This is a genomic window from Rhodoferax sp. OV413, assembly GCF_945881795.1.
Taxonomy (GTDB): domain Bacteria; phylum Pseudomonadota; class Gammaproteobacteria; order Burkholderiales; family Burkholderiaceae_C; genus Allorhodoferax.
In genome coordinates this window covers 1-21,867 of sequence record NZ_CAMCVG010000037.1, presented here as the reverse complement: position 1 = coordinate 21,867, position 21,867 = coordinate 1, and the positions used below count along the sequence as shown (strand labels likewise).

The window sequence follows — 21,867 nt, the reverse complement described above, 5'->3', positions numbered from 1 at the left end:
GGTGATGGCCTCGCTGGCCGAATCCCGCGATACCGATACCGGCAACCATATCCGCCGTACCCAGTATTACGTGCGGGCGCTGGCCGAAAAGCTGCGTACCCACCCCTTGTACGCTGAGAAGCTAACGCCACACTATATCGAAATGCTGTTCAAGTCGGCGCCATTGCATGATATCGGCAAGGTGGGCATACCCGACCGTATCCTGCTCAAGCCGGGCAAGCTGACCCCCGAAGAGTTCGAAATCATGAAAACCCACACCACGCTGGGGCGCGATGCCATCGAACGTGCCGAAAAAGCGCTGGGCATGACGGTGGATTTCCTGCAGATTGCCAAGGAGATTGCCTATTCGCATCAGGAAAAGTGGGATGGCTCCGGCTACCCCAATGGCTGGAGTGGCAGCGATATCCCCGTGTCCGCGCGCCTGATGGCCGTGGCCGATGTGTACGATGCCCTGATCAGCCAGCGGGTGTACAAGCCCGGCAAAACCCACGAAGAAGCGCGTGCCATGCTGGTGGCTGGCTCTGGCAGCCATTTCGATCCCGACATCATCGAGGCTTTCCTGCAGTTGCAGGATGAGTTCCAGGCCATTGCCAGACGCTACGCCGATACCATGAAAGACCTGATCGACCACGAAGCGCAGCGGCTGGCGTTTACGGGCTAGGCTGCCTCAGGGGTAATCCGGCGCGGTTATGGCTGTCACACGCCCGCATCGAGGACACTGCCATGTGGAAATGCCCGAACATCGGGCCAGCCGTAAGTCACTTTCGAGAGTGCTGAGCCCGGCGGCACTGCCCCCGCCCCCCAGGTGTATGACATGGTTCTGCAAGCCGTGGGTCGCACGCTCAACGGCAAAAAGGTAGCCGCCGAAAAAGCTGGCGTGGCGGTCACCGACCGGGGTTTTATCAACGTCGACATCCAGATGCGCACCAACGTGCCCCATATCTTCGCCATCGGCGACGTTGTCGGCCAGCCCATGCTGGCGCACAAGGCGGTGCACGAGGCGCACGTGGCGGCGGAAGTCATCGCCGGGGAATTGCAAGGCAACAAGGAATTGGCAGCAGCAGCCTTCAACGCCCGCGTCATCCCCAGCCTGGCCTACACCGACCCCGAAGTGGCCTGGGTCGGGCTCACCGAAGACCAAGCCAAGGCGCAGGGCATCAAGGTCAAAAAAGGGTTGTTCCCGTGGAATGCATCCGGGCGCGCCATTGCCAATGGCCGCGACGAAGGCGTTACCAAGCTTTTGTTTGATGATTCTCCCGAAGCACACGGCCACGGCAAGATCCTGGGTGGCGGCATGGTCGGCACCCACGCTGGCGACATGATTGGCGAAATCGCGCTGGCTATCGAGATGGGTGCGGACGCGGTAGACATCGGCAAAACCATCCACCCGCACCCCACGCTGGGCGAGAGCATCGGCATGGCGGCGGAAGTGGCGCACGGCAGTTGCACGGATGTGCCGCCTGCGAAAAAGTAAGCCAGCTCGCAAGCCCGTACTAGCAATAGTTCGGGCTTCTTGCTGTCTGACTAACGGCTGCGCCCGCCGCTGGGGCAAGTCCGCTGGTCAAAATTTTTTGCATTGACGATCAATGAGGTGGGCTTACGTTATTTGGCTCTTGGGGCTGATTAGCTCACTTTGCCGAGTGTGATAGGTGGGCTGAATTTCCGGTTCTGAAGGCATCACTTTTGAGTCCACCTGTCGTCTGCAAGAGCAGCATTTCCGCCCACCTTGTCCCATGCCGCTTGTGCATCGCCCGCGTTCACCAACGCAGCCCGCTGTTCAAAGAACTTGGCGGTCTCCATGGCGCTGATCTTCTCAGCAATAGCGACTACGAAAAACTGGTTCATGGTCGTGTCATCGGCAGCGGCAATCCGCTTGGCGGCTTGCTTGAGCGATTCAGGTAGGCGAAGTGCGTAACTGCTCATGGCTTGGAACTCCTTATGACGGCTAAGCCAAAATGTTGAAAAGCTTGCTCAGGGTTGAGCACTGGGATACCAAATAGTTTCGCGGGACCAAAGTCGCGAAGGTTGTAAGTCACGATGGCGTGGGCCTGCGCATTGGCAGCTGCTTCAAGAACCATTTCATCGGCGGGGTCACGCAATTGCGGTCTCCATTGGTAGTGCGTCGTGACCGGCTCAATGATCCCGGCAAGTTGATTCAATATAGCGTCGATGTCGTTAACTAGAAGCCCGGAGGCAGCTAACTGGCTGGGGCGCTTGAGAACATCCTCATATTCCAGAAAAAGCGCAGGGCTGCAACACATCGTGATTTGCTTAAGTCGAATCATTTGCAGTAGCGCGAACGATGGCCCATACCGATTGCGTGTCGCAGCCACCAAAATGTTGGTATCCAGAAGCAGTTTGGGTATATTTTTCATATCGTTGGCGATATGAGTATCGGGTTGGATTTGCCAGATGTCAATCCCATCTTGGCATTTCAACGTCAACTTTCAGATGCGCACCAAGGTGCCGCCGGCGAAAAAGTAACGCGGTAGTTTCCTCACGCTGAGGGCAAACACAAAACCACCGCTACTGAATCAGTAGCTAGCCGCGCAGGCTGCATAAGGGTCTGCGCGGCTTTTTATTACATTTTCCAGTGCGAGCCAACCATCGGCTTGGAGCTCAGAAGCTCCATAACGCAAGGTCAAAGGCACGCTCAATGAACCAGACCAGGGCCACCAGCAGGGTCAGCCAGGAGCCCACGGTCAACACACCAAGCACATAAAAGCCGGTGTTTCGCAGCACGTATGCCAGAGGCAGGAACACGGCGACGATGGCTAGCTGGCCGAGCTCGACGCCCACATTGAAGCCCAGGAGTGACAAGACCAGTGCATCGGCCGGCAAGCCCAGCTCGGCCAAGACGCTGGCAAAACCAAAGCCATGGATCAGGCCAAAAACAAAGGCGACCAGCCAGCGGCGGTGCTCCACGACCGGCCACAGGTTATTGGCCGCCGCCAACACGACCGAGAATGCGATAGCCGACTCGACCCACCGCGACGGCAGTGAAACCCAACCGAGCGCCGCCAGAGTCAGTGTGATGGAGTGCGCCAGCGTGAACGAAGTCACCACCCAGAGAACCTCGCGAGCCGCCTGGCCCAGGTTGTCCACACCGCGCCAGCGCTTCATCTTCACCACCAACACGGAGGGAAGCAGCAAGGACAGCAGGAACAGGATGTGGTCAAAGCCGATCCAGATGTGCCAAACCCCTTCGACAAGGTAGTCGCCAAACTGGCGCCAGCGCGAACCGCCGGCAGGGCTGAATGTCATCAGTTCGCTGGTAGGCGACAGAACGGCGGTCTGTTGCACGCCGTCCAGCGAAAGATTCAAAAGCCCACGGTGCAGGTCGTCCAAATCAAACAAGAGCCGGTAACGCAGGTCCAGGTCGCCTCCCGCAGCAGGACAGTTGCCAGCAATGTGAAGTACGGCGTAGCCACCATCGGTGTGCTTGTCTACCTGCAGGTCGGTAAGGCTGAGCGGGCAGGCGCCGCCACGCGACAGGCTCAAGCGTGTAATGGCCCATGCGGCGATATCGTTCTGGCGGGAGCGAAGTTCGCCCCAGGTGATGTCGGCGTTTCCGTCGAGGTCCAGCCCCAGCGCGAAGTCGATGTCACGCAGCGCGATATCCCACTGAATCTTCAGGGCTTGCCCTTGTGCATTGACCAAGAGGTAGCTGTCGCTCGCCTTGTGCGCCCACACGCCGGGCTGGCAGAGGAGCAGGGTGATGAGAAGAATAAAGCGGCGCATCATGGGGAGACCTTGGTTTCGCGTGCCAGCACACGCAGGCGGACATCTTCAAAGCCGCTGTTTTTGAGCCAGTCGATTGCCGGGCGGGCTGCCTCGCCGTCTTTGGCCGCCACGGCGGCTTCCAGCAGAATTCGCGCGTCGCGAGGCTCTTTTTGGGTTTGGTAACTCTGTGCGGCTAGGCGCACAGCAGCCGCAGCGTTGTTACGCAAGCGGAGCTGAAAGCGCGCTTCCTCGGCACGGTGGGTTGTGTCGCCCCGCAGCTTGGCTGCGGCAAAGCGGTCATCCAGCGCTTGAATATGCGCCGCAGCGGCCGGCAGTTTGAGCTGGCTCTCGGCCTCGGTCAGCCGCAGGAGCAATGCGTCCGACGACTCCCAGTTGGCGAGCAAGGTCACCACCTCGGCGGGCCGGCCCTGGTCGAGCAAGAAGTCTGACCAAGCGGAGAGCAGATATCCGTCGTCCTGCCCCAATGCCAGCGCCTGCCGGTAAAACTGCTCGGCCTGCCTTGCATTGCCCTGCCAACTTGCCACCTCGGCCTGGCGTGTGTGGAGCCACAGCCGTTGTCCCGGGTCTTTTGCCAGCGAGACGGCCTGTTGCAGGCTGACACCGGCAGCCGCCAACTGGCCGCTGTAGGCCTGGGTCATGCCGGCACATCCCCCGTACAACACGGGCCGCTGCAACCTCTGCAATGCTGCGCACTCTGCGCCAGCCTTGTCGTACCGCGCCTGCACCAGAAAAATAGCGCCCCGCCAGGCATGGGCGCCGGCGGCGTCGGGGTCTTGCAGCAGCACGGCCTCAAAGTCGGCGAGTGCTTCCTCGAATCCGTGGCGGTACTGGCGCAGGCTTCCGCGCAGCATGCGCAACTCAGGCGTCATGCGGTCTGCGAACCGGACGACGATGGCATCGGCATACCCCACATAGCGCGGGTCGCTCTGCGCCAGGGCCAGTTCGAAATAGGCCTGCGCCAGCGCCGCCGAGGCTACCGGGTCGGCAGGTGCCTGCGCTACAGCGGCGCGCAATGTTGCGAGGGTGCGCGAGCGCGTGTCACCGGCCCGAAAGGGCAAGCGCTCAAGCACGGTGGCATCACTCGTGGGGGTGAACGGCGCGCCGTAGGCGGCACCCGGTGCGCCTGCAACAGCGCCGATTGCGCTGGCAATCAACACCGGTAACACGGCATGGATAAAGCTTTTCAAGATGCATAACCCTTCTAAGGTAATCGCCCCGCGCGAATACTTATTCATGAACCTGCTGTACATTGATTATTGGCAGTGTCTGCCAATGATCGCTTTGATTAAACCCCAGGAGTTACCTTATGAACAAAATTTTGTCCAGCCTCGTTGTTGCCACACTGGCCACTGCTTCTTTCGCTGCTTTCGCCGGCGGCCACGGTGGCGCCATGTCTGATAAAGAAAAGGCCGAAATGGCCGAAAAATGCGCCAAGATGGACGCCAAAGCCGACGACAAGATGAAGGCTGATTGCAAGAAGTTTTCTGAAATGAAGAAGTAATCACCGCTTTTGCGATGGTTAAAGGGCGGACTTAGAGGTCCGCTTTTTTGTGTCCGGGCCCGATGCAAATCAAGAAAAGGAGCGCTCCTGCCATGATCATTCAGACCACAGTTTTTGGCTTCTTAGTTTTGCTGGGCGCAGCGCATGCGCAGGCGGTTGAAAAAGTCGCCTTGCCTTATTTTTCGATAGACCGCAACGAAGTCACCATCGGGCAATTCGAAACCTACGTTCGCGCGACCAACACCGTTACACGGGCCGAAAAGGAGGGCGGTGGTTTTGAATACGGCATGGGCTGGGAGCGCCGCCCCGGCTGGAGCTGGAGAAGGCCCGACGGCACCCCCGCCAGCCCCGACCTGCCGGCCGTACACCTGGACTTTGCCGAGGCACAAGCTTATTGCCGCTGGGCCGGAGGGCGGCTGCCTACCGGAGCAGAGTGGCAAAAGGCAGGTTTTACCGAGCTTCGAAGCGTGCCGCCGGCGCCCTGGGTGAAAGGCCGCACCTATCCATGGACGACCGGAGACAGCCCACAAGGCGCCAATACCAGCGACCCGGATGCCTGGCCGAGAGCCGCGCCGGCCGGTGCCACGCGCCAGGGCGTGAATGGGCTCTATGACATGGGCGCCAATGTCTGGGAATGGACTACCGATAGTCCGGACGCCAGCGGGCGGGAGCGCAGAACGGTTGGCGGCTCGTGGTGGTATGGGGCGTTCAATATGAAGGCCGATGTGCAAGCCTTCAAACCCGCCAATTTTTATGCGGTCTACATCGGATTTCGCTGCGTGTACGACCGATAGATGGAATCCGCGCGGGCGGCGGCATCAAGCTAGCGCGACCATTGGCTGCGGTCGAAAGCAAATGGTTGCAGCCGGCGCGGTCTTTTGTCCTGACGGTCATCCATCGTTTACCCTATTGACAAGCATCATCCCTACATTCACAGTGGGCTTACCTGATTAAACTGGATTTCCCAGAAAAAATGGCAAATCACTGAAATCATGGCAAGCGGAGCATCTTCGGGTGTTCTATTTTTTAGTCATGCACTTTAGGGAGACATACGCATGATGTTCAAGATCAGCGGGCTCAAAATTGCCCTGGGTTCAGCTTTACTCGGCCTCGGAGCCACTTTCTCAACACAGGCAGTTGCCGCATCTGGCGCTTTGCTCAAGCCAGATGACTTTGTTGGTATTTCCTTCTGGTTAATCACCATGGCCTTGATGGCCTCTACCGTGTTCTTTTTTCTGGAAAGAGACCGCGTATCTGCGAAGTGGAAAACTTCCCTGACCGTTTCCGGCTTGGTGACCTTGGTCGCAGCGGTTCATTACCTTTACATGCGTGAAGTCTGGGTATCCACCGGTACATCGCCTACAGTGTTCCGCTACATCGATTGGTTGATCACCGTTCCCTTGCTGATGATCGAGTTTTTCTTGATTCTTTCAGCTGTTACCAAAGTCGCATCTGGTGTGTTCTGGCGCCTGATGATCGGTACGCTCGTCATGCTGGTGGGTGGCTATGTGGGTGAAGCGGGCTATGTGTCGGCTTGGCCTGCGTTCATCGTTGGCATGGCTGGTTGGGCATACATTTTGTATGAGATCTTCTTCGGCGAGGCCAGCAAAATCAACGCCCAAAGCGCACCCGCTTCTGTGCAGTCCGCTTTCAATACCATGCGTTGGATTGTGACTATCGGATGGGCAATCTATCCTATCGGCTACTTCTTCGGCTACCTCACAGGAAGCGGTCCTGAAGCAAGTGCCAGCGCATTGAACCTGATCTACAACCTGGCCGATGTCTTGAACAAGATCGCCTTTGGTTTGATCATCTGGAGTGTTGCGGTTAGCGAGTCAGAGGCTTCCGCTAAGAAGTAAGACGACGTGTGTTTCGGGCATCCATCTGCGGAGCAGATGGATGCCTCTTCACTTTGGCTGTCTCTACCATTGGCACGGAGCGCATTCATGCTATCTGAGATCGAACTTGATCGCGCATCCAAGGCACCTGACACAGGCGCACTGATCCATAAGCTCGACGCCAAACTCAATGAATTGGTCGGTGGTCATGCCGACGTTCCAAAAAGCAGCCTACAACCTGATGCTAACCAAGCAGCTCTGTACCACCTACAAGCCGGTGGCGAACGCATAAGGGGACGCTGCGCCATCCATGCGAGTCTGGCCCTGGGGCTTTCCGAGTCCGACGCGCTCTGCATTGCCGCTTCTGCCGAATTGCTGCACAACGCCTCTCTGGTGCATGACGACCTGCAAGACAGAGATAGCATGAGGCGGGGTGCACCTGCCGTGTGGAAAAAGTACGGTCCCAATATTGCGATATGCACTGGCGACTTGATGCTGTCTGCTGCCTATGCTGCACTTGGTGGTCTGAGCGACAGCCGCAATATGCCTGCTCTCGTCTCTCTGGTACACGAACGTACCTCTCTTGCGGTGCGTGGGCAGTGCGAAGACCTCATAGCCGGCCAGCACACGAAAGTCTCAGTTGACGCCTATATCAGTATTGCCGTTGCCAAGTCCGGCGCATTGCTTAGTCTGCCGCTTGAGATGGCATTCATCGCAGCGGGTAGAAAAAACTGGACAGGTGAGGCCCGTACAGCGGCAGAGGCCTTTGCCGCGGCCTATCAAATCGCCGATGATCTAGCGGACGTCCTGATGGACAGAGAATCAGGAAGCATGAATATTATTTTTGTCTTAGAGGCCGCCGGCCATGGGCCTGAATCCACCTCTTTCGCGCGGAGGCTGGGAAGCCAACAGATTGATAAAGCGCTCGCTCTATCACTCTCGCTACCATCTGATGCGGGCTCAGTGCTCGCTGCGTCGGCCTTGAAATTGCGTCGAACTTTTGCGATCGGCGAAAAACAATGAAAGTTCTGATTATTGGGGCGGGGTTCGGCGGTTTGGCGTCGGCGATTCGTTGTGTCGCACGCGGCCAGCAGGTCACGGTGATGGACCGCTTAGCGGGACCTGGAGGACGTGGCCGCGAATTTTGCCGCACCCACAACGGTTTAGATTTTCGTTATGACGCAGGCCCGACGGTGCTTACAGCGCCGCAACTTTTTGAAGAATTATTTGCGTTGCTGGGTGAAAAGCTTTCTGACCATGTCGAGCTTTTGCCGGTCACCCCGTGGTATCAAATGCGGTTTTTCGATGGTACCCGTCTGAATTACGGTGGCTCCACTGAAGACATTCAGGCTGAAATTGCGAAGTTTTCAGAAGGAGACGCCCAGGCCTATCCGGCCTTTTTGGCGCATTCGCAAAAACTTTTTGAAAAAGGATATGAGGAACTAGGAACACAGCCTTTCCTTGGTGTGATGTCCATGCTCAAGGCACTCCCCGCCATGATCAGACTCCGCGCAGACAGGTCGGTGTATGACACCACCGCAAATTATTTTTCCGATGAGAGGGTCCGCCGGGCCTTCAGTATCCAACCGTTGTTGGTTGGCGGTAACCCGTTTGATACCACCAGTATTTACAGCTTGATCCATTACCTGGAACGCAAGTGGGGGGTATGGTTTCCGCGCGGAGGCATGGCGCGTTTGATTGATGCGTTAGTAGAACTGGGACAGCGGCACGGTGTAGAGTTTGAGTGGGGTGCCGATATTCAGACAATCACGACGCTGGAAGACCAGGTTACCGGCGTACAGTTAAAAGATGGTCGTCATATTGCTGCGGATACGGTGGTGAGTAACGCGGATCCTGGCTTCACACTGGCGCATTTATTGCCTGGTGCGTTCCAGCGACCCAAAGCAATCACTGGAAAGCAGTACTCCATGGGTTTATTTGTATGGTATTTCAGTACCAACAGAATCTATGAAGATGTACCCCACCACACGATTTTGTTCGGACGTGAATATCGCGAAGTGCTTGCAAAGATATTTGAAACCAAAGTACTCAATAGCGATCTTAGTATCTACTTGCATCGGCCTACAGCTACCGATCCGCAATACGCGCCAGCAGGGTATGACAGCTTTTATGCACTTGTTCCGGTCCCGAATCTGGATTCGAACATCGACTGGAGCGAGCAGGCAGAGCCCTTCAAAGCACTACTTATGGCCGAGTTAACGAAACGGTTGTTGCCCGGGCTTGCTGATTGCATCGTTGACGAGCATGTTGTTACCCCGCATTACTTCGCCGAGGAACTTCTCGCTCCCCTCGGCTCCGGATTTTCTATCACGCCCAAGCTCACCCAGTCAGCTGGCTTTCGTTTCCCGAACCGGGCACGTGGGTTTTCAAATTTGTATTTTGTTGGCGCTGGAACCCACCCCGGAGCAGGCGTACCCGGAGTTGTGACTTCGGCCAAGGTGGTAGAGCGTTTGATGTTTGGATCGGTCCAGTGAACGATTCGGCGTTGCTGGCTCTGCCAGTTGATCCGCAGGCCGTCATGGATCGGCACGCCAAATCATTCTCATGGGCCGCACGGCTTCTTAGCGCAGAGGCACGCCGTGATGCGGCACTGCTTTACGCCTATGCGAGGGCCGCCGATGACTTTGCCGACGAAATTCAATTGGGCTCGCTGGAGCAACGCAGCCTTGCGCTTCAAGACATGCGCAGGGGGGCGTTGAGTGCCGAGGCTGGGTCGGGCGCCGGCGCCGAGGAAGGCCTTGCAGTACAAACCGGGGTAATGCTGCGAAACCATGGCATTCCGGCTTCGGTGCTCGAGAACTTTATGGACAGCTTGCAAGCTGATACGAACGCCAGGCACCTTGAGAGCACTGAGGATTTACTGCATTTCGCTTATGGGGTTGCCGGCACGATTGGGCAAATGATGCGCCCCTTGCTGGGGGCAGCGCCAGCGGCTGATTCCCACGCCATTGCTTTGGGTATTGCGATGCAATTGACCAATATTGCCCGGGATGTCGTCGAAGATGCCCAGCGGCAGCGCTGTTACATCCCTGCCCAATGGGGCGTTACGTTGCGGTTGATGGCTACCCCGTCAAATACGACCGAGAAATCCATTGCTTTTGCGGCAATTCAACGCTTACTGGCGCTGTCGGATGATTTTTATGCGTATGCGCAGTCTGGCTTCGGGGCAATTCCAAGCCACAACCGGAGTGCTATCCGGGCAGCGGCCGCTCTCTATCAGGGGATAGGTAAAAAAATATTGGAGCGCGGCATTGATCATTATTGGAGCGGTCGTGTGTATTTGTCCCGGCTCGAGAAAATGAAAACTGTGGCAAAAGTCCTGTTTTCCGATTCCAGGCCGGCAGGCTTTTCCGTGCGCGATGTGTGGAGCGATGACCTCTCCCATTTGGTGGGAGTTCATGGCTTCCCGACAGCTCACTGATGCCCGGAACCTTGTGGATAAGTTCTGGGATATTGTGATTCTGGGTGGCGGATTAGGCGGGTTGTCATTGGCCGTGGAGCTGAGCGCCGCCGAGTTTTCCGGTATCTCCGTGCTTGTTCTGGAAAAGCGGGAAGACTACGTACGCGACAGAACCTGGAGCTACTGGGCGAATCAGAGTCATCGATACAGCCATCTCGAGCGCCACCAATGGAATCAGTGGTGTGTCTCATGTGAAGGCGTAAAACACCAGTTGCTCTCGAAAGACTTGTGTTATGCGAGCCTTGATGCGGACGCATTTTATAAAGCCGCGCTTGATGTTATTGCCGCATCGCCCAATGTGGTGTTACGGACAAACACCGCTGTCGACAAGGTTGAGACGCCAGAACCTCACAATTCGAGCGTCACATTGCTCACCGGCGAATTGGTGCGGGCGCGGATCGTGCTCGACGCGCGACCTGAACCTTTGACCGAGGAAAAGGGGCTGGTTCAGCAGTTTGTCGGATGGGAAGTCGAGGCCGAGCAAGATATTTTTAACGCTGAGGCGGTTCAACTCATGGCCTTTGAGCCGGCAGCGAACGGGGTCCACTTTTTCTACGTGTTACCGTACAGCGCACGGTGTGCTCTGGTTGAAAGCACATGGATTTGCCCTGCCGCTTGGCATCCTGACTTTGATTCAGAACTACGCCAGTACCTCACAAAAATTGCCGGCCCCATTGCATACGCCGTGAGTTACCGGGAGCAAGGCGTGCTCGCCTTACAAGGAGGATCGCCAGGAATGCCTGTCAAGCCAGGGGCTTGCGTGGGATTAGGGCGCGGCGGCGGTGCGCTCAGGGCCGCTACCGGCTACGCCTTTATTGACACTGTGGGCCATGCACGTCAAATTGCAAAGTCACTCGGGGCCGCGCTGCGCGATGGCACTCAAGAAACTTGGTTGCCCGCCGCGTTTCGAAGAAGTGCAATAGACCGCTGGATGGACGACGTGTTCCTCGGTGTGCTGGCGCAAGACTGGCACCGGGCACCCGAGTACTTCATGCAGCTTTTCGGATCGGTCAGCCCTGATGACGTCGTAGCGTTCTTGACCGGCCGAGCGACATGGGGGCAACGTCTTCGCATCATGCGTGCTTTGCCAGTTGCGCCTTTCGCGCGACAGGCACTGCTGGGGCGCTCCTTATGAGCATGGGGGCATGTCAGTGAGGCCACAGCTGAATCAGGGCTGGGTCTTCGCCGGGCTTTTGTGCATGCTGCTGGGTGTTTTCTGGGCGGTGGAAAAACAGTGGCCGCTGGGTGGAATATGGTTGCTCGGGATGGTGATTGTGACCGTAGGTATGGGTCATGGTGCGCTGGATGCTCTCCTTCTGGTGGGCCAGTTTCGACCCCTTTCCAGGGCGATGTTGATGGGTGTGGCTTACCTCGCAGTAACAGTTGGCGCAGGCTGGTTGTTCTCGCTTTCGTTTCCGGTCGCACTGATTGCTCTGTTGCTGATGTCGGCATGGCACTTTGGCGAGGGCTACCCGTCAACCGTCATTTGCAGGGTTGCTGTGGGTGGAGCCAGCGTCATGGCGCCGGCGTTGCTGCAACGTGAGGCGTTGAGCGAACTCTTGCAAAGCGTAACCCGCCATGAGGCGGCCTGGCTGATGGACCTTTGGGTTGCCTTGGCGTGGTCTTGGGTGATGGTTGTCATCGCTCTGTTGCTGCTCACTGTGAGCGCTTGGAGTGGCAAAAAGGCGTTTGGTCCCTACCGCGCCCGGGCGACATCAATGGCTTACGCCGAGATCTTCTTGGTGGTTACCCTGAATATTGTGCTGACCCCCATCTTCCAATTTGCGCTGTTCTTCGGTGCTTACCACTGCGTCGCTCATATTGCTCGTGTCCAGCAGGCTGCAAGGCACCACGAAGGCCTGCCAATGAGGCGGGCAGCCTGGGCCTGGGGAATAAGCATGGCCATTGTTTTGACTCTGATGGCGATGCTTTGGCTATGGCTGAGAAGCTCCGGGTTCCGGGCGCTTGAAGTAAATGCCCAAGTTCTGCACTGGCTGGTCGTGGTCTTGGCGGCGGTCACAGTGCCGCACCTATTTCTGGTTAGTTACAGCCAGCGCTGGTTAGACCGCTAATGTCGTCCTGTGGGACTTAACCAAAAGGCCCACGCAACCAAAGACGCTTCAAACGTAGAGCGCGCCAGGGTGAGAAGGCGGTTACCCGACGCGTCTTGCCAAGCACTTTGTGGGTGCGGGTCAATGTTAGACTTCTGTGACATTTTCGATGGGTTTCCCGATGCGTTTTAATCTCAGTTCTCCCATCGGGCGAGCCTTGGCCTGGCTTGACATGCACCTGGTGGACCATGGCTTTATCAGGGCCATGTACAACAACTTTTATGACCTGACGGGCGGCCTGTATCGATGCAGCCAACCCAGCCCGAGTCAGGTTCGCGAGTACCACAGCCAATACGGCATTAAGTCCATCATCAACCTGCGCGGCGAGAACCCGTTTGGCTCTTACTACCTTGAAGAAGAGGCCTGCCGCGAACTGGGTATCTCGCTGATTACCTACCGTTTTTATTCGCGCCAGCCGCCCAAGCCGAGTGAGATTCATGGCTTCAAAGCCTTGCTCTCCACGCTGGAGTACCCCGCCATCATGCATTGCAAGTCCGGCGCAGACCGGGCCGGTATCGCCTCGGCGCTTTACCGCATATTGCATTTGGGCGAGGACGTGAAGAGCGCCTTGTCCGAGCTGGACTGGCGCTACGGGCACTTTCGCAAGTCGGACGCCGGCGTGCTTGATTTCTTTTTTGAGAGCTATCTGGCTCGCAATGCCCGCTCGCCGATTGCCTTTCTGGAGTGGGTTGATACCGAATACGACTGGCAGGAGATGCACCGCCGCTACGAGAAAAGCGGCTGGTCGTCGCTGGTGGCCGACACGATTTTGCGGCGTGAATGAAAGACTCGTTCCTTTTATACCGCCGCCTTTTTGCCAGCATCCGCCCCTACCGCGGGGTGGTGGGCTTGTCGGTCTTGGCCATGGTGGCTGCGGCGGCGCTGGAGCCGGTGTTGCCGGCGCTGCTCAAGCCGCTGATTGATGAAAACCTGATCGGCAAAAACGTCGAATCGCAGTGGCACGTACCGGTGCTGATGATGCTGGCCTTCACGCTCAAAGGCGTGGCTGAGTATGTGGCGAATGTGGCCAGCCAGTGGGTGGCCAACAAAGCGGTGACCGATTTGCGGCAGCAGGTGTTTGCCCATCAGATGCATCTGCCCCTGAGCGACCACCTGGAGCAAACGCCGGGCCGCATGATGTCGCGCATCTTGTATGACATTCCGCAGGTGGGGGCGGCGCTCTCGACGGCCTGGATTGTGGTGATCCGCGACAGCCTGATCGTCATAGGGCTTACCGGCTACCTGCTGTGGACTGCCTGGGAGCTGACGCTGCTCATCGTTGCCGTCGCGCCCTTTGCTGCGTGGCTGATCAAGGTGGCCAGCGGCAAGCTGCGCGGAGGCAACCAGGCGATGCAAGAAAGCACCGGTGTGATGACCGGGTCGATCGAAGAGAGCCTGAATGGTGTGCGCGAAATCAAACTCTTCGGCACCCATGCCCACGAGGCGCAGCGTTTTGGCCGCATTACCGAAGAACTGCGCCGCCAGACCATGCGCACCGTGCGTATCTCGGCCCTGAATGTGCCGCTGGTGCAGGTGCTGGCCTCGGTGGCGGTGGCAGCGGTGATCTGGGTGGCTACCAGCCTGTCGGCGCAGCAAAAGCTCTCGCCCGGCGAGTTCGTGGCGTTTGTGGCGGCCATGTCCATGATTTTTGAGCCCATACGCCGTCTCACCAACATCAATGATGTGATTCAGCGCGGGCTGGCAGGCGCGCAGAGCCTGTTTGAATTGCTGGACATGCAGCCCGAGCCCGACAGCGGCGTGGCGCAGATGGGGCGCGCCAGAGGGCACCTGCGGTTTGAAGGGGTGAGTTTTCGGTACCCGGGGCAGGAGTCCTGGGCCTTGCAGGACGTGAGTTTTGAGCTCAAGCCCGGCGAAACCGTGGCGCTGGTGGGCGCTTCGGGCAGCGGCAAAAGCACACTAGTGAACTTGGCTGCGCGCTTCTTTGAATGCACAAAAGGGCAGATTACCCTTGATGGACGGGCGCTAGCAGCTATTGAATTGGTAGCACTGCGTCAGCAGTTGGGCTGGGTGGGGCAGCATGTGGTGCTGTTCGACGACAGCGTGGCCGCCAACATCGCTTACGGCAGCCCGCAGACCGACGAGTCGGCCATCATGGCGGCGGCCAAGGCGGCCAATGCGTGGGAATTCATTCAGGAGATGCCCGGCGGGCTGGCCGCAGGCGTAGGCAGCAACGGCGGCCAACTGTCCGGCGGCCAGCGCCAGCGCATTGCCATCGCCCGCGCTTTCCTCAAAGACGCGCCGATCCTGCTGCTGGACGAGGCCACGTCAGCCTTGGACAACGCGTCCGAGCGCGCGGTTCAGGAGTCGCTGGCCCTGCTGCGCCAGAACCGCTCGGTGCTGGTGGTGGCGCACCGTTTGTCCACCATCCGCCACGCAGACCGCATTGTGGTCATGGACCAGGGCCGCGTGGTGGAGCAGGGCGACCATGACACCTTGATGCAGATGGGCGGCTTCTACGCCCGCTTACTGGCCAGCGGGGCTGGCACATTGTCCTCATGAGCTTCGGCGAAGGCACCGGCATGCTCCGCCCGGGTCGCCTGGGGCGCCTCGGGCCCTTCGGTCGATTCGGGTTCGCGCTGCTCCTTTGCGCCGCTCTGGCTGGCCTTGATACTTGGCTGCGGCCCGCAGCCATGCCGCCTGCCCTTGCGCTGACACCGACCGCTTCAGGCAGGGTTGAAGCACAAGGCCTTGCGCTGGTGGCGCGGGGGAATTTGCCCGACGCGGCTGGCGCACGGGTTGTGCATGCCAGCAACCTGCTGGCCATGCCCGAAGCGCATCCGTGGGCCCTTCTTGCGCTGTGGTTTGCCGGCTCCAAGGAGGCTGCGCCGGATGTGAATATTGCCGCCTCTCAGCTTGAGCGTGCCAGCGGGCAGTGGAGCGAGGCGCAGTGGGTGGTGGACCGCCGAACCGTAGCCGCCCAGCTGGGCCACGGGCTCAGCCGGCTGGGTAACCCGGTGTCGTGGCTCGATGCCTCGGGGCGGGTGCATGTGTTTGTGGTGGCTACCGGCCTCGGCGGCTGGGCCGCATCGCGCATTGTTCATCTGCGCCAGACGGACCTGAGCTTCAAAGGCCCGGTTGCTAAACCCCCAAGCGCTCCCCATGCGCCGATGCTTGCCTTTGACGCCGTGCGGGTGCTGCCGCTGTCGTGGTTTTGGAACACCAGTTTTCTGGTGCGCGCCGCGCCGTTGGGCCTGCAGGACGGTGGCATGGTGCTACCGGTTTATTTTGAGCTGGGCAGCTCATACCCCGTGGCGCTGCGCTTTGACGGCCAGGGCGAGTTCCGTGGCATGGTGCGCATGTCGGGCCGCAAACACCTGATGCAGCCCACCCTGCTGCGTCTGGATGACCGGCATTGGCTGGCCCTGATGCGCAACACCAGCCCCGACCGCAAGATTGCCGTGGCCCAGACGCAAGATGGCGGTCTGCATTGGAGCGACCTGCCCGACCTGGCGCTGCATAACCCCGACTCATCGGTGGCCGCGCTGTCGCTTGCGCTGCCGGGGGAGCAACGTTTCATCCTCGCCCACAACTCGTTGTCGCAATCCCGCTCGGTGCTCGATCTGAGCGAATCGTCCGACGGACTCGACTGGTCTCTTCGCCACACTCTGGCCCGCGGTGCCGAATCAGAAGAGTTTTCTTACCCGTCCATGGCCTGGGCCGATGGCAGCGTGTGGGTGAGCTACACCGACAAACGCCACCACATTGCGTGGCAGCGTTTTAGCTATCAAAAAGCGGCAGAACACCCGCCGGTATTGCGGTGATAGCTATGGAAAACGTAGCAAATTTCTCTGCTTGGCTGGGCCCCTTGTTCGCCACCGACGCGCCCGCGCTGCCCGGCCTGGATGCCATGCGCTGGGGTTTGCACCTGCTGTGGGCCTTGGTGCTGGCCTGCGGCGCGCTTGGGCTTGCGGGCCGCCGCAGGCGCGGTCTTCGTTGGCCGTGGGTAGTGGCGGCCTTGGTCGCTGCAGTAACCGTGGTTCCCACTGATTTTTCGCCGGCCCATTGGCTGGGCCTGGCCTTTCAGTCGCCCAGCTTGACGTCCGCGGTGCTGTGTGGTGCTTTGGCGGCGCGATGGTGGGGCTTGGCGAACCCGGAGCCTTTGGCGCGGCGAGGGCGGGTAGGGCCCGGGCCGGCGGTTGAAACCGAGGCTGCAGCTTCGGATGCGCCCAAGGCTGCTGCTTCGGCTTCGGCCCAAGAAACTTCCGGCGTGTGGTTGTACATGGTGGGCGCTGCGGTGCTGTCGGGCTGGGTGCTGGGTTTTGATGCGTGGGCCGGGCTGGGCCTGAGCGCCTCCGTCTATGCCTATGGATTCAGTCCTGCCGCTATTGCCCTGGTGGCGGCGGTGGCCTTGCTGCCGTGGGTGGTGGGGGCAAGACGCACCGGCGCGCGCGCTCTGCCCTTCGAAGTGACCGTGGTGCTGGCGGTTTTACTGCTGTTTGTAGTGACCCGCCTGCCCAACGGCAACTTGTGGGATGCGCTGCTCGACCCATGGCTGTGGGTGGTTTTGCAGGTCCGCTGGTGGATTGCGCTGGGCCGGCAGGGATTGCAGCGTTGAAGGCCGCAACGCACCCCGGGTTGAGGGGGAATCTCTGAGGTGCCTTTCTATGAGGCTCACAAATTCGTCCAATCTGTAATTTGCATGCGTCTGTTATGGATTGTCCGCGCGTCCAATCTGCGGGTTCAATGACCGCGGATCCCGCGTTCGATAGGCTTTATTCGAGCCGAAAAGTCGGCACCAGCCTTAAACGCCCAAACTCTCCAAAGTCACCGGCCCTTTGGGGGTCTTGAGGGTGGCGCTCAGATTGGCTGGCCCTTCGCTGATGGGGATGCCCTCCAGGCCGATGGCAGCGTAGGCGGCTTGCAGCTTGGCGGCGCTGGGGTGGGTGATGGCGAGGCTGTCGAGGCTGACCTTGCTGCGGGGCAGGCTGTTGCGCGGGTGCAGGCGCAGGGGCTCGGCTTCGTCGGGTTTGCCCCACTGAATCAGGGTGGGCAGGCAGCCTTCAAACAGGCGGTAGCCGTCTTCCCGGACCGTGATCTGCCATTGCAGCACGCCCTTGCGCGTATGGCGGCTGGCGGGCAGGGCGGGGCCGCGGTCAATGCCGATATTTTTAAGGGCAATGCGGGCCGCTTGCAGCGCATCGGTGCCGGCTACAAAGTGCACCAGACGCGGCTCCTTGGCAATGGCGGCGCGCAGTTCGGGGCTGTCAAGGTCGAACCAGCGTTTGGCGTTCGGGTTGGCGGGGCCCTTGGCGCCGGGCTGGATGGCAATGATCTCGAGGTAGGCCAGCGAGTGCGCTGGTGTGGCAATTTTGAGGAGCCGGTTGTGGGTGCCGAACTGAGGATGCTCGCCGCCGGCTTCGGGCGTGACACCCAGCGTGGCTTCGCACCACTGAACGCCTTGTTCCAGGCTGTGGGCGGCGATAACGAGGTGGTCTATATGAATGGTCATCGATGCACGATACCACCGCGCTGCGCCCTTACAGGCGCGGTCTTATTCTCTACCGAGGGCCTGCAGGATGTCGGTCGGGGAAGTCTCTTCGCTCGGGACCCGGCGGGCGCCATCGAAACGCCGCGCCCAGTAAGCGACGCGCATGTCTTCGACACGCACTTCCGCGCCGGGCCTGGGCGCGTGGATGAACTTGCCGTTGCCCACGTAAATGCCCACATGGCTGAAAGCCCGCCGCATGGTGTTGAAGAAAACCAGGTCCCCGGGCTTGAGCTCGCTTTTCTTGATTTTCTCGGTCACCGCCGCCTGCTCTGAGGCCTTGCGTGGCAAAAGCAAGCCCGTGGTTTGCTCGTACAAGGTGCGCACAAAACCGCTGCAGTCCAGCCCATGCAAGGCGCTGGTGCCGCCAAGCCGGTACGGCACACCCAAAAACTCCATGGAATTGAGCAACAGCTCCGAGGTGCGGCTGCCAACATCGCTGCCCATGTCGGTGATGCGGGTGATCAGGCTCCGGTCGGCTTGGACGCGGGCGCTTTCTTCGCCGGGCAGGGCTTTGGCGGCCGGCGCGGCATGCAAGCTCCCCGCAAAAACTAACAAAAATACAATCTGATAAAAACGCATCGACGCACTTTAGTGAGGCGCGCGGGCGCTGTCAAGCTATATGACACTTCATGTGTGCGGGCTAACCCTATGTTTCTATTCATATTTTTAGTTGCGATGTGGGGGCGGTCACTGCGGAGGGCGTCCACGCAGGGACGGTGCGGTGCGGTGCGGTGCGGGTTATGCTCGCCGCCACTGTGACTAAAGGGATTGCTCTATGCTGATCGATGTTGAAACCAGCCAGCTGGTGTTGGTGGATTACCAGGCCCGTTTGATGCCAGTGATGTGGGAGTCCGATTTGGTGGTGGCCAATGCGGTGCGCTTGGCCAAGCTGGCGGCCTTGCTGGAGGTGCCCGCTTTTTATACCGAGCAAAACCCGGCCGGTTTGGGCAACACCGTGCCCGCCTTGCAGGCAGCGCTTGCCGAGGCGCGGGCCAAGGTGCTGAACAAGATGCAGTTCAGCGCGGTGGAAGAGGGCCTGGGCGAGTGGCTGCGGCCCCCGGCCAAGCCGGTGCAAGGCAATGCCCGCAGCTTGCCCAAGCACCTGCAAAAGCCGGCTGCTTCTGAGCGCAGCGCGATGGTGATTGCCGGCTGCGAGGCCCATGTTTGCCTGCTGCAAACCGCGCTGGATTTGCTGGAAGACGAGTTCGAGGTCTGGGTGGTGACCGATGCCTGCAGCTCCCGCACCGAGCGCAACCGCGACGCCGCCTTTGACAGGCTGGCCGGTGCCGGCGCCGAGCTGGTGACCACCGAAATGGTGGCCTTTGAGTGGGTGCGCACCGCGGAGCATCCGGCGTTCAAAGAAATGCACGCACTGATTAAGTAACCGGTCTGAGCGCCTGGCGCTTGTCATGCGGCGGCTGCTCGAGAGGGCAGCCGCTTTTTTAATAGTCGGGTGCCGGGCATGGCGAGAGTCAGCTTGTTGCAAGTTGACCATTCATAATTATGAATTCAGTTTTACAGGCCCGACCGGAGACAAACACAATGACAGGCTACGCTGATTTCTACCGCCGTTCTATTGACGACCGCGACGCGTTCTGGACCGAACAGGCCGCGCTGATTGACTGGAAGACCCCACCCACTCAGGTGTGCGATTACAGCAACCCACCCTTCGCCAAGTGGTTTGTCGGCGGCACCACCAACCTGTGCCACAACGCGATAGACCGGCACCTGCTGGCCCGACCCGATCAGGCTGCGCTGATTGCAGTGTCTACCGAGACCAATACCGAGACCGTGTATTCCTTCGCGCAGATGCATGTCGAGGTGCAGCGCATGGCGGCCGTGCTGCTGAGCCTTGGCGTGAAGAAGGGCGACCGGGTGCTGATTTACATGCCCATGATTGCCGAGGCCGTGTTTGCCATGTTGGCCTGCGCCCGCATTGGCGCTATTCACACGGTGGTGTTTGGCGGGTTTGCTGCGGGTTCGCTGGCCTCCCGCATTGAAGACGCCGCCCCGGTGGTGGTGGTGAGCGCGGACGCGGGCTCACGCGGCGGCAAAGTGGTGGAATACAAACCTTTGTTGGACGAAGCGATTGCCACGTCGAGCCACAAACCGGCAGCGGTGCTGTTGGTGGACCGCAAGCTCGCTGCTATGAATTTGGTAGCCGGGCGCGACCATTTGTGGCGCGATGCCCGCCAAAACCACCTTGATACCGTGGTGCCCTGCGAGTGGGTGGAGTCCACGCACCCGAGCTACACCCTCTACACGAGCGGCACCACCGGCAAGCCCAAGGGCGTTCAGCGCGACACCGGCGGCTACAACGTGGCGCTGGCGGCGAGCATGAACCACATTTTTTGCGGCAAGCCCGGTGAAACCTACTTCTGTACCAGCGACATCGGCTGGGTGGTGGGCCACAGCTACATCATCTACGGCCCGCTGATTGCCGGCATGGCCACCATCCTGTACGAGGGGCTGCCTACTCGCCCCGACGGCGGTATCTGGTGGAGTCTGGTCGAAAAATACAAGGTCACCGTCATGTTCAGCGCGCCGACCGCGGTGCGTGTGCTCAAAAAGCAAGACCCGGCGCTCCTCAAGAAGTACGACCTCTCCAGCCTGCGGGCCTTGTTTTTGGCGGGCGAGCCGCTGGACCAGCCCACCGCGCAGTGGATCAGCGAGAGCCTGGGCAAGCCCATCATCGACAACTATTGGCAAACCGAGTCCGGCTGGCCGATTTTGACGATTGCCAACGGCGTGGAAAAGGCGCCCAGCAAGTTCGGCAGCCCCGGCGTTGCCATGTACGGCTACAACATCAAGCTCATCGACGAAAACACCTCCGAGGAGCTCACCGGACCCGACCAAAAGGGCGTGGTCGCCATCGAAGGGCCGCTGCCCCCGGGCTGCATGCAAACCGTCTGGCGCGATGACGCGCGCTTTGTGAATACCTACTGGACCAGCTTCCCCGGCAAGCAGCTCTACAGCACCTTTGACTGGGCGGTGCGCGACAAGGACGGCTACTACTTCATCCTCGGCAGAACCGATGACGTGATCAATGTCGCCGGGCACCGCCTGGGAACCCGAGAAATTGAAGAGAGCATCTCCAGCCATCCCAATGTGTCGGAGGTGGCGGTGGTGGGCGTGGCCGATGCGCTAAAAGGGCAGGTGGCGGTGGCCTTTGTGGTGCCCAAAGACGCCAGCGGGCTCACCGATGACGCCTCCAGGCTCAAGCTCGAAGGCGACATCATGAAGGTGGTAGACCAGAGCATTGGCGCTGTGGGCCGTCCGGCCCGTGTGCGTTTTGTGACGGTGCTACCCAAAACGCGCAGCGGCAAGCTGCTGCGCCGCGCGATTCAGGCGGTGTGTGAAGGGCGCGACCCCGGCGATCTGACGACCATGGAAGATCCCGGCGCGCTCCAACAAATCCGCGATCTGTTGGCATAAACGAGCAGGAGTTTGTGCCGGCCGGGGCCGGCGCGTCGGGCGAGCCTGTCATGACGCACTTTTTTCGGTGGCACAATCTGTTCTGCATTGCAGGCCCTTCCCATGCCACAGTCGCATCCGCCAACCGGTTCAGCCGTGTCGCGGAAGGTAAATCAACCAACTAATGTTCCCTGAAGGGGAACGAAGGTCAGCGAAATATGAGTGAGACAAAATCCGTCTACACCGCCTACCAAGGCAATACCTATCTC

Annotated in this window: 21 protein-coding genes and 1 pseudogene; 16 read left to right on the top strand and 6 right to left on the bottom strand. The window is 59.5% G+C overall.

Annotated elements, in window-relative coordinates; all coding sequences use genetic code 11:
* On the top strand, positions 1-661 hold a 661-nt coding region (locus Q0O05_RS06430; protein WP_293661366.1), incomplete at its 5' end, for an HD domain-containing phosphohydrolase.
* Positions 662-757: 96 nt separating this feature from the next.
* Positions 758-1,474: pseudogene (locus Q0O05_RS06425) on the top strand (NAD(P)/FAD-dependent oxidoreductase); the annotation flags it as partial.
* A 203-nt stretch (positions 1,475-1,677) separates the two neighbouring features.
* Here Q0O05_RS06425 and Q0O05_RS06420 read toward each other — a convergent pair.
* The 4 genes from Q0O05_RS06420 to Q0O05_RS06405 all read right to left on the bottom strand — a co-directional run bounded on the left by Q0O05_RS06420 (position 1,678) and on the right by Q0O05_RS06405 (position 4,931).
* A complete protein-coding gene (locus Q0O05_RS06420; protein ID WP_293661364.1) occupies positions 1,678-1,923 on the bottom strand; it encodes a pilus assembly protein HicB in 246 nt (81 codons plus the stop codon).
* Complete coding sequence (locus Q0O05_RS06415; protein ID WP_293661363.1) at positions 1,920-2,438, bottom strand: putative toxin-antitoxin system toxin component, PIN family; 519 nt, start codon at positions 2,436-2,438, stop codon at positions 1,920-1,922. Before Q0O05_RS06415 ends, Q0O05_RS06420 begins: the two co-directional genes overlap by 4 nt.
* A gap of 181 nt (positions 2,439-2,619) precedes the next feature.
* Complete coding sequence (locus Q0O05_RS06410; protein WP_293661361.1) at positions 2,620-3,744, bottom strand: HupE/UreJ family protein; 1,125 nt, start codon at positions 3,742-3,744, stop codon at positions 2,620-2,622.
* Positions 3,741-4,931, bottom strand: a complete 1,191-nt coding sequence (locus Q0O05_RS06405) for a hypothetical protein (RefSeq protein WP_293661359.1) — start codon at positions 4,929-4,931, stop codon at positions 3,741-3,743. Before Q0O05_RS06405 ends, Q0O05_RS06410 begins: the two co-directional genes overlap by 4 nt.
* Positions 4,932-5,050: 119 nt before the next feature.
* Between Q0O05_RS06405 and Q0O05_RS06400 the strand changes: the two genes are divergently transcribed.
* The 12 genes from Q0O05_RS06400 to Q0O05_RS06345 all read left to right on the top strand — a co-directional run bounded on the left by Q0O05_RS06400 (position 5,051) and on the right by Q0O05_RS06345 (position 17,251).
* Positions 5,051-5,245, top strand: a complete 195-nt coding sequence (locus Q0O05_RS06400) for a hypothetical protein (RefSeq protein WP_293661358.1) — start codon at positions 5,051-5,053, stop codon at positions 5,243-5,245.
* A gap of 92 nt (positions 5,246-5,337) precedes the next feature.
* Entirely contained in the window at positions 5,338-6,039 is a 702-nt protein-coding gene (locus tag Q0O05_RS06395; RefSeq protein ID WP_293661356.1) for a formylglycine-generating enzyme family protein, read from the top strand.
* Positions 6,040-6,300: 261 nt separating this feature from the next.
* Positions 6,301-7,104, top strand: coding sequence for a bacteriorhodopsin-like (locus tag Q0O05_RS06390; protein WP_293661354.1), 804 nt, complete (start codon positions 6,301-6,303; stop codon positions 7,102-7,104).
* Positions 7,105-7,191: 87 nt separating this feature from the next.
* The gene (locus Q0O05_RS06385) at positions 7,192-8,106 is read left to right on the top strand and encodes a polyprenyl synthetase family protein (RefSeq protein ID WP_293661352.1); all 915 of its coding nucleotides are present in this window, start codon (positions 7,192-7,194) and stop codon (positions 8,104-8,106) included.
* Positions 8,103-9,578 (top strand): phytoene desaturase family protein, encoded by a 1,476-nt coding sequence (gene crtI / locus Q0O05_RS06380; RefSeq protein ID WP_293661351.1) that lies wholly within the window; start codon positions 8,103-8,105, stop codon positions 9,576-9,578. Before Q0O05_RS06385 ends, crtI begins: the two co-directional genes overlap by 4 nt.
* Entirely contained in the window at positions 9,575-10,525 is a 951-nt protein-coding gene (locus tag Q0O05_RS06375; RefSeq protein ID WP_293661349.1) for a squalene/phytoene synthase family protein, read from the top strand. Before crtI ends, Q0O05_RS06375 begins: the two co-directional genes overlap by 4 nt.
* The gene (locus Q0O05_RS06370) at positions 10,503-11,699 is read left to right on the top strand and encodes a lycopene cyclase family protein (protein WP_293661348.1); all 1,197 of its coding nucleotides are present in this window, start codon (positions 10,503-10,505) and stop codon (positions 11,697-11,699) included. Before Q0O05_RS06375 ends, Q0O05_RS06370 begins: the two co-directional genes overlap by 23 nt.
* A gap of 64 nt (positions 11,700-11,763) precedes the next feature.
* On the top strand, positions 11,764-12,636 hold the full coding sequence (locus Q0O05_RS06365) for a beta-carotene 15,15'-dioxygenase, Brp/Blh family (protein ID WP_293661347.1): 873 nt from the start codon (positions 11,764-11,766) through the stop codon (positions 12,634-12,636).
* 160 nt (positions 12,637-12,796) lie between these two features.
* A complete protein-coding gene (locus Q0O05_RS06360; RefSeq protein ID WP_293661346.1) occupies positions 12,797-13,459 on the top strand; it encodes a hypothetical protein in 663 nt (220 codons plus the stop codon).
* Positions 13,456-15,195, top strand: coding sequence for a lipid A export permease/ATP-binding protein MsbA (msbA, locus tag Q0O05_RS06355; RefSeq protein ID WP_293661345.1), 1,740 nt, complete (start codon positions 13,456-13,458; stop codon positions 15,193-15,195). The genes Q0O05_RS06360 and msbA overlap by 4 nt, the downstream gene beginning before the upstream one ends.
* Entirely contained in the window at positions 15,192-16,457 is a 1,266-nt protein-coding gene (locus Q0O05_RS06350; RefSeq protein ID WP_293661343.1) for a sialidase family protein, read from the top strand. Before msbA ends, Q0O05_RS06350 begins: the two co-directional genes overlap by 4 nt.
* Before the next feature lie 5 nt (positions 16,458-16,462).
* Entirely contained in the window at positions 16,463-17,251 is a 789-nt protein-coding gene (locus tag Q0O05_RS06345; RefSeq protein ID WP_293661341.1) for a hypothetical protein, read from the top strand.
* A 186-nt stretch (positions 17,252-17,437) separates the two neighbouring features.
* On the opposite strand, the gene Q0O05_RS06340 is transcribed toward Q0O05_RS06345, so the two are convergent.
* Positions 17,438-18,145, bottom strand: coding sequence for a VOC family protein (locus Q0O05_RS06340; RefSeq protein ID WP_293661339.1), 708 nt, complete (start codon positions 18,143-18,145; stop codon positions 17,438-17,440).
* Positions 18,146-18,187: 42 nt separating this feature from the next.
* Positions 18,188-18,763: a C40 family peptidase gene (locus Q0O05_RS06335; RefSeq protein ID WP_293661338.1), complete on the bottom strand. Its 576-nt coding sequence runs from the start codon at positions 18,761-18,763 to the stop codon at positions 18,188-18,190.
* 196 nt (positions 18,764-18,959) lie between these two features.
* Here Q0O05_RS06335 and Q0O05_RS06330 point away from each other — a divergent pair, with 196 nt between their 5' ends.
* Positions 18,960-19,568: an isochorismatase family protein gene (locus Q0O05_RS06330; RefSeq protein ID WP_293661336.1), complete on the top strand. Its 609-nt coding sequence runs from the start codon at positions 18,960-18,962 to the stop codon at positions 19,566-19,568.
* 158 nt (positions 19,569-19,726) lie between these two features.
* Positions 19,727-21,619, top strand: a complete 1,893-nt coding sequence (locus tag Q0O05_RS06325; RefSeq protein ID WP_293661334.1) for a propionate--CoA ligase — start codon at positions 19,727-19,729, stop codon at positions 21,617-21,619.
* Positions 21,620-21,867: the final 248 nt, after the last annotated feature.

Excerpts from the sequence above, each read along its gene's own strand:
- msbA (WP_293661345.1), top strand. The coding sequence starts at position 13,456 with ATGAAAGACTCGTTCCTTTTATACCGCCGCCTTTTTGCCAGCATCCGC.
- crtI (WP_293661351.1), top strand. The coding sequence starts at position 8,103 with ATGAAAGTTCTGATTATTGGGGCGGGGTTCGGCGGTTTGGCGTCGGCG.
- Q0O05_RS06410 (WP_293661361.1), bottom strand. The coding sequence starts at position 3,744 with ATGATGCGCCGCTTTATTCTTCTCATCACCCTGCTCCTCTGCCAGCCC.
- Q0O05_RS06360 (WP_293661346.1), top strand. The coding sequence starts at position 12,797 with ATGCGTTTTAATCTCAGTTCTCCCATCGGGCGAGCCTTGGCCTGGCTT.
- Q0O05_RS06350 (WP_293661343.1), top strand. The coding sequence starts at position 15,192 with ATGAGCTTCGGCGAAGGCACCGGCATGCTCCGCCCGGGTCGCCTGGGG.
- Q0O05_RS06335 (WP_293661338.1), bottom strand. The coding sequence starts at position 18,763 with ATGCGTTTTTATCAGATTGTATTTTTGTTAGTTTTTGCGGGGAGCTTG.
- Q0O05_RS06370 (WP_293661348.1), top strand. The coding sequence starts at position 10,503 with ATGGCTTCCCGACAGCTCACTGATGCCCGGAACCTTGTGGATAAGTTC.
- Q0O05_RS06365 (WP_293661347.1), top strand. The coding sequence starts at position 11,764 with ATGCTGCTGGGTGTTTTCTGGGCGGTGGAAAAACAGTGGCCGCTGGGT.
- Q0O05_RS06420 (WP_293661364.1), bottom strand. The coding sequence starts at position 1,923 with ATGAGCAGTTACGCACTTCGCCTACCTGAATCGCTCAAGCAAGCCGCC.
- Q0O05_RS06325 (WP_293661334.1), top strand. The coding sequence starts at position 19,727 with ATGACAGGCTACGCTGATTTCTACCGCCGTTCTATTGACGACCGCGAC.
- Q0O05_RS06385 (WP_293661352.1), top strand. The coding sequence starts at position 7,192 with ATGCTATCTGAGATCGAACTTGATCGCGCATCCAAGGCACCTGACACA.
- Q0O05_RS06330 (WP_293661336.1), top strand. The coding sequence starts at position 18,960 with ATGCTGATCGATGTTGAAACCAGCCAGCTGGTGTTGGTGGATTACCAG.
- Q0O05_RS06400 (WP_293661358.1), top strand. The coding sequence starts at position 5,051 with ATGAACAAAATTTTGTCCAGCCTCGTTGTTGCCACACTGGCCACTGCT.
- Q0O05_RS06395 (WP_293661356.1), top strand. The coding sequence starts at position 5,338 with ATGATCATTCAGACCACAGTTTTTGGCTTCTTAGTTTTGCTGGGCGCA.
- Q0O05_RS06340 (WP_293661339.1), bottom strand. The coding sequence starts at position 18,145 with ATGACCATTCATATAGACCACCTCGTTATCGCCGCCCACAGCCTGGAA.
- Q0O05_RS06345 (WP_293661341.1), top strand. The coding sequence starts at position 16,463 with ATGGAAAACGTAGCAAATTTCTCTGCTTGGCTGGGCCCCTTGTTCGCC.
- Q0O05_RS06390 (WP_293661354.1), top strand. The coding sequence starts at position 6,301 with ATGATGTTCAAGATCAGCGGGCTCAAAATTGCCCTGGGTTCAGCTTTA.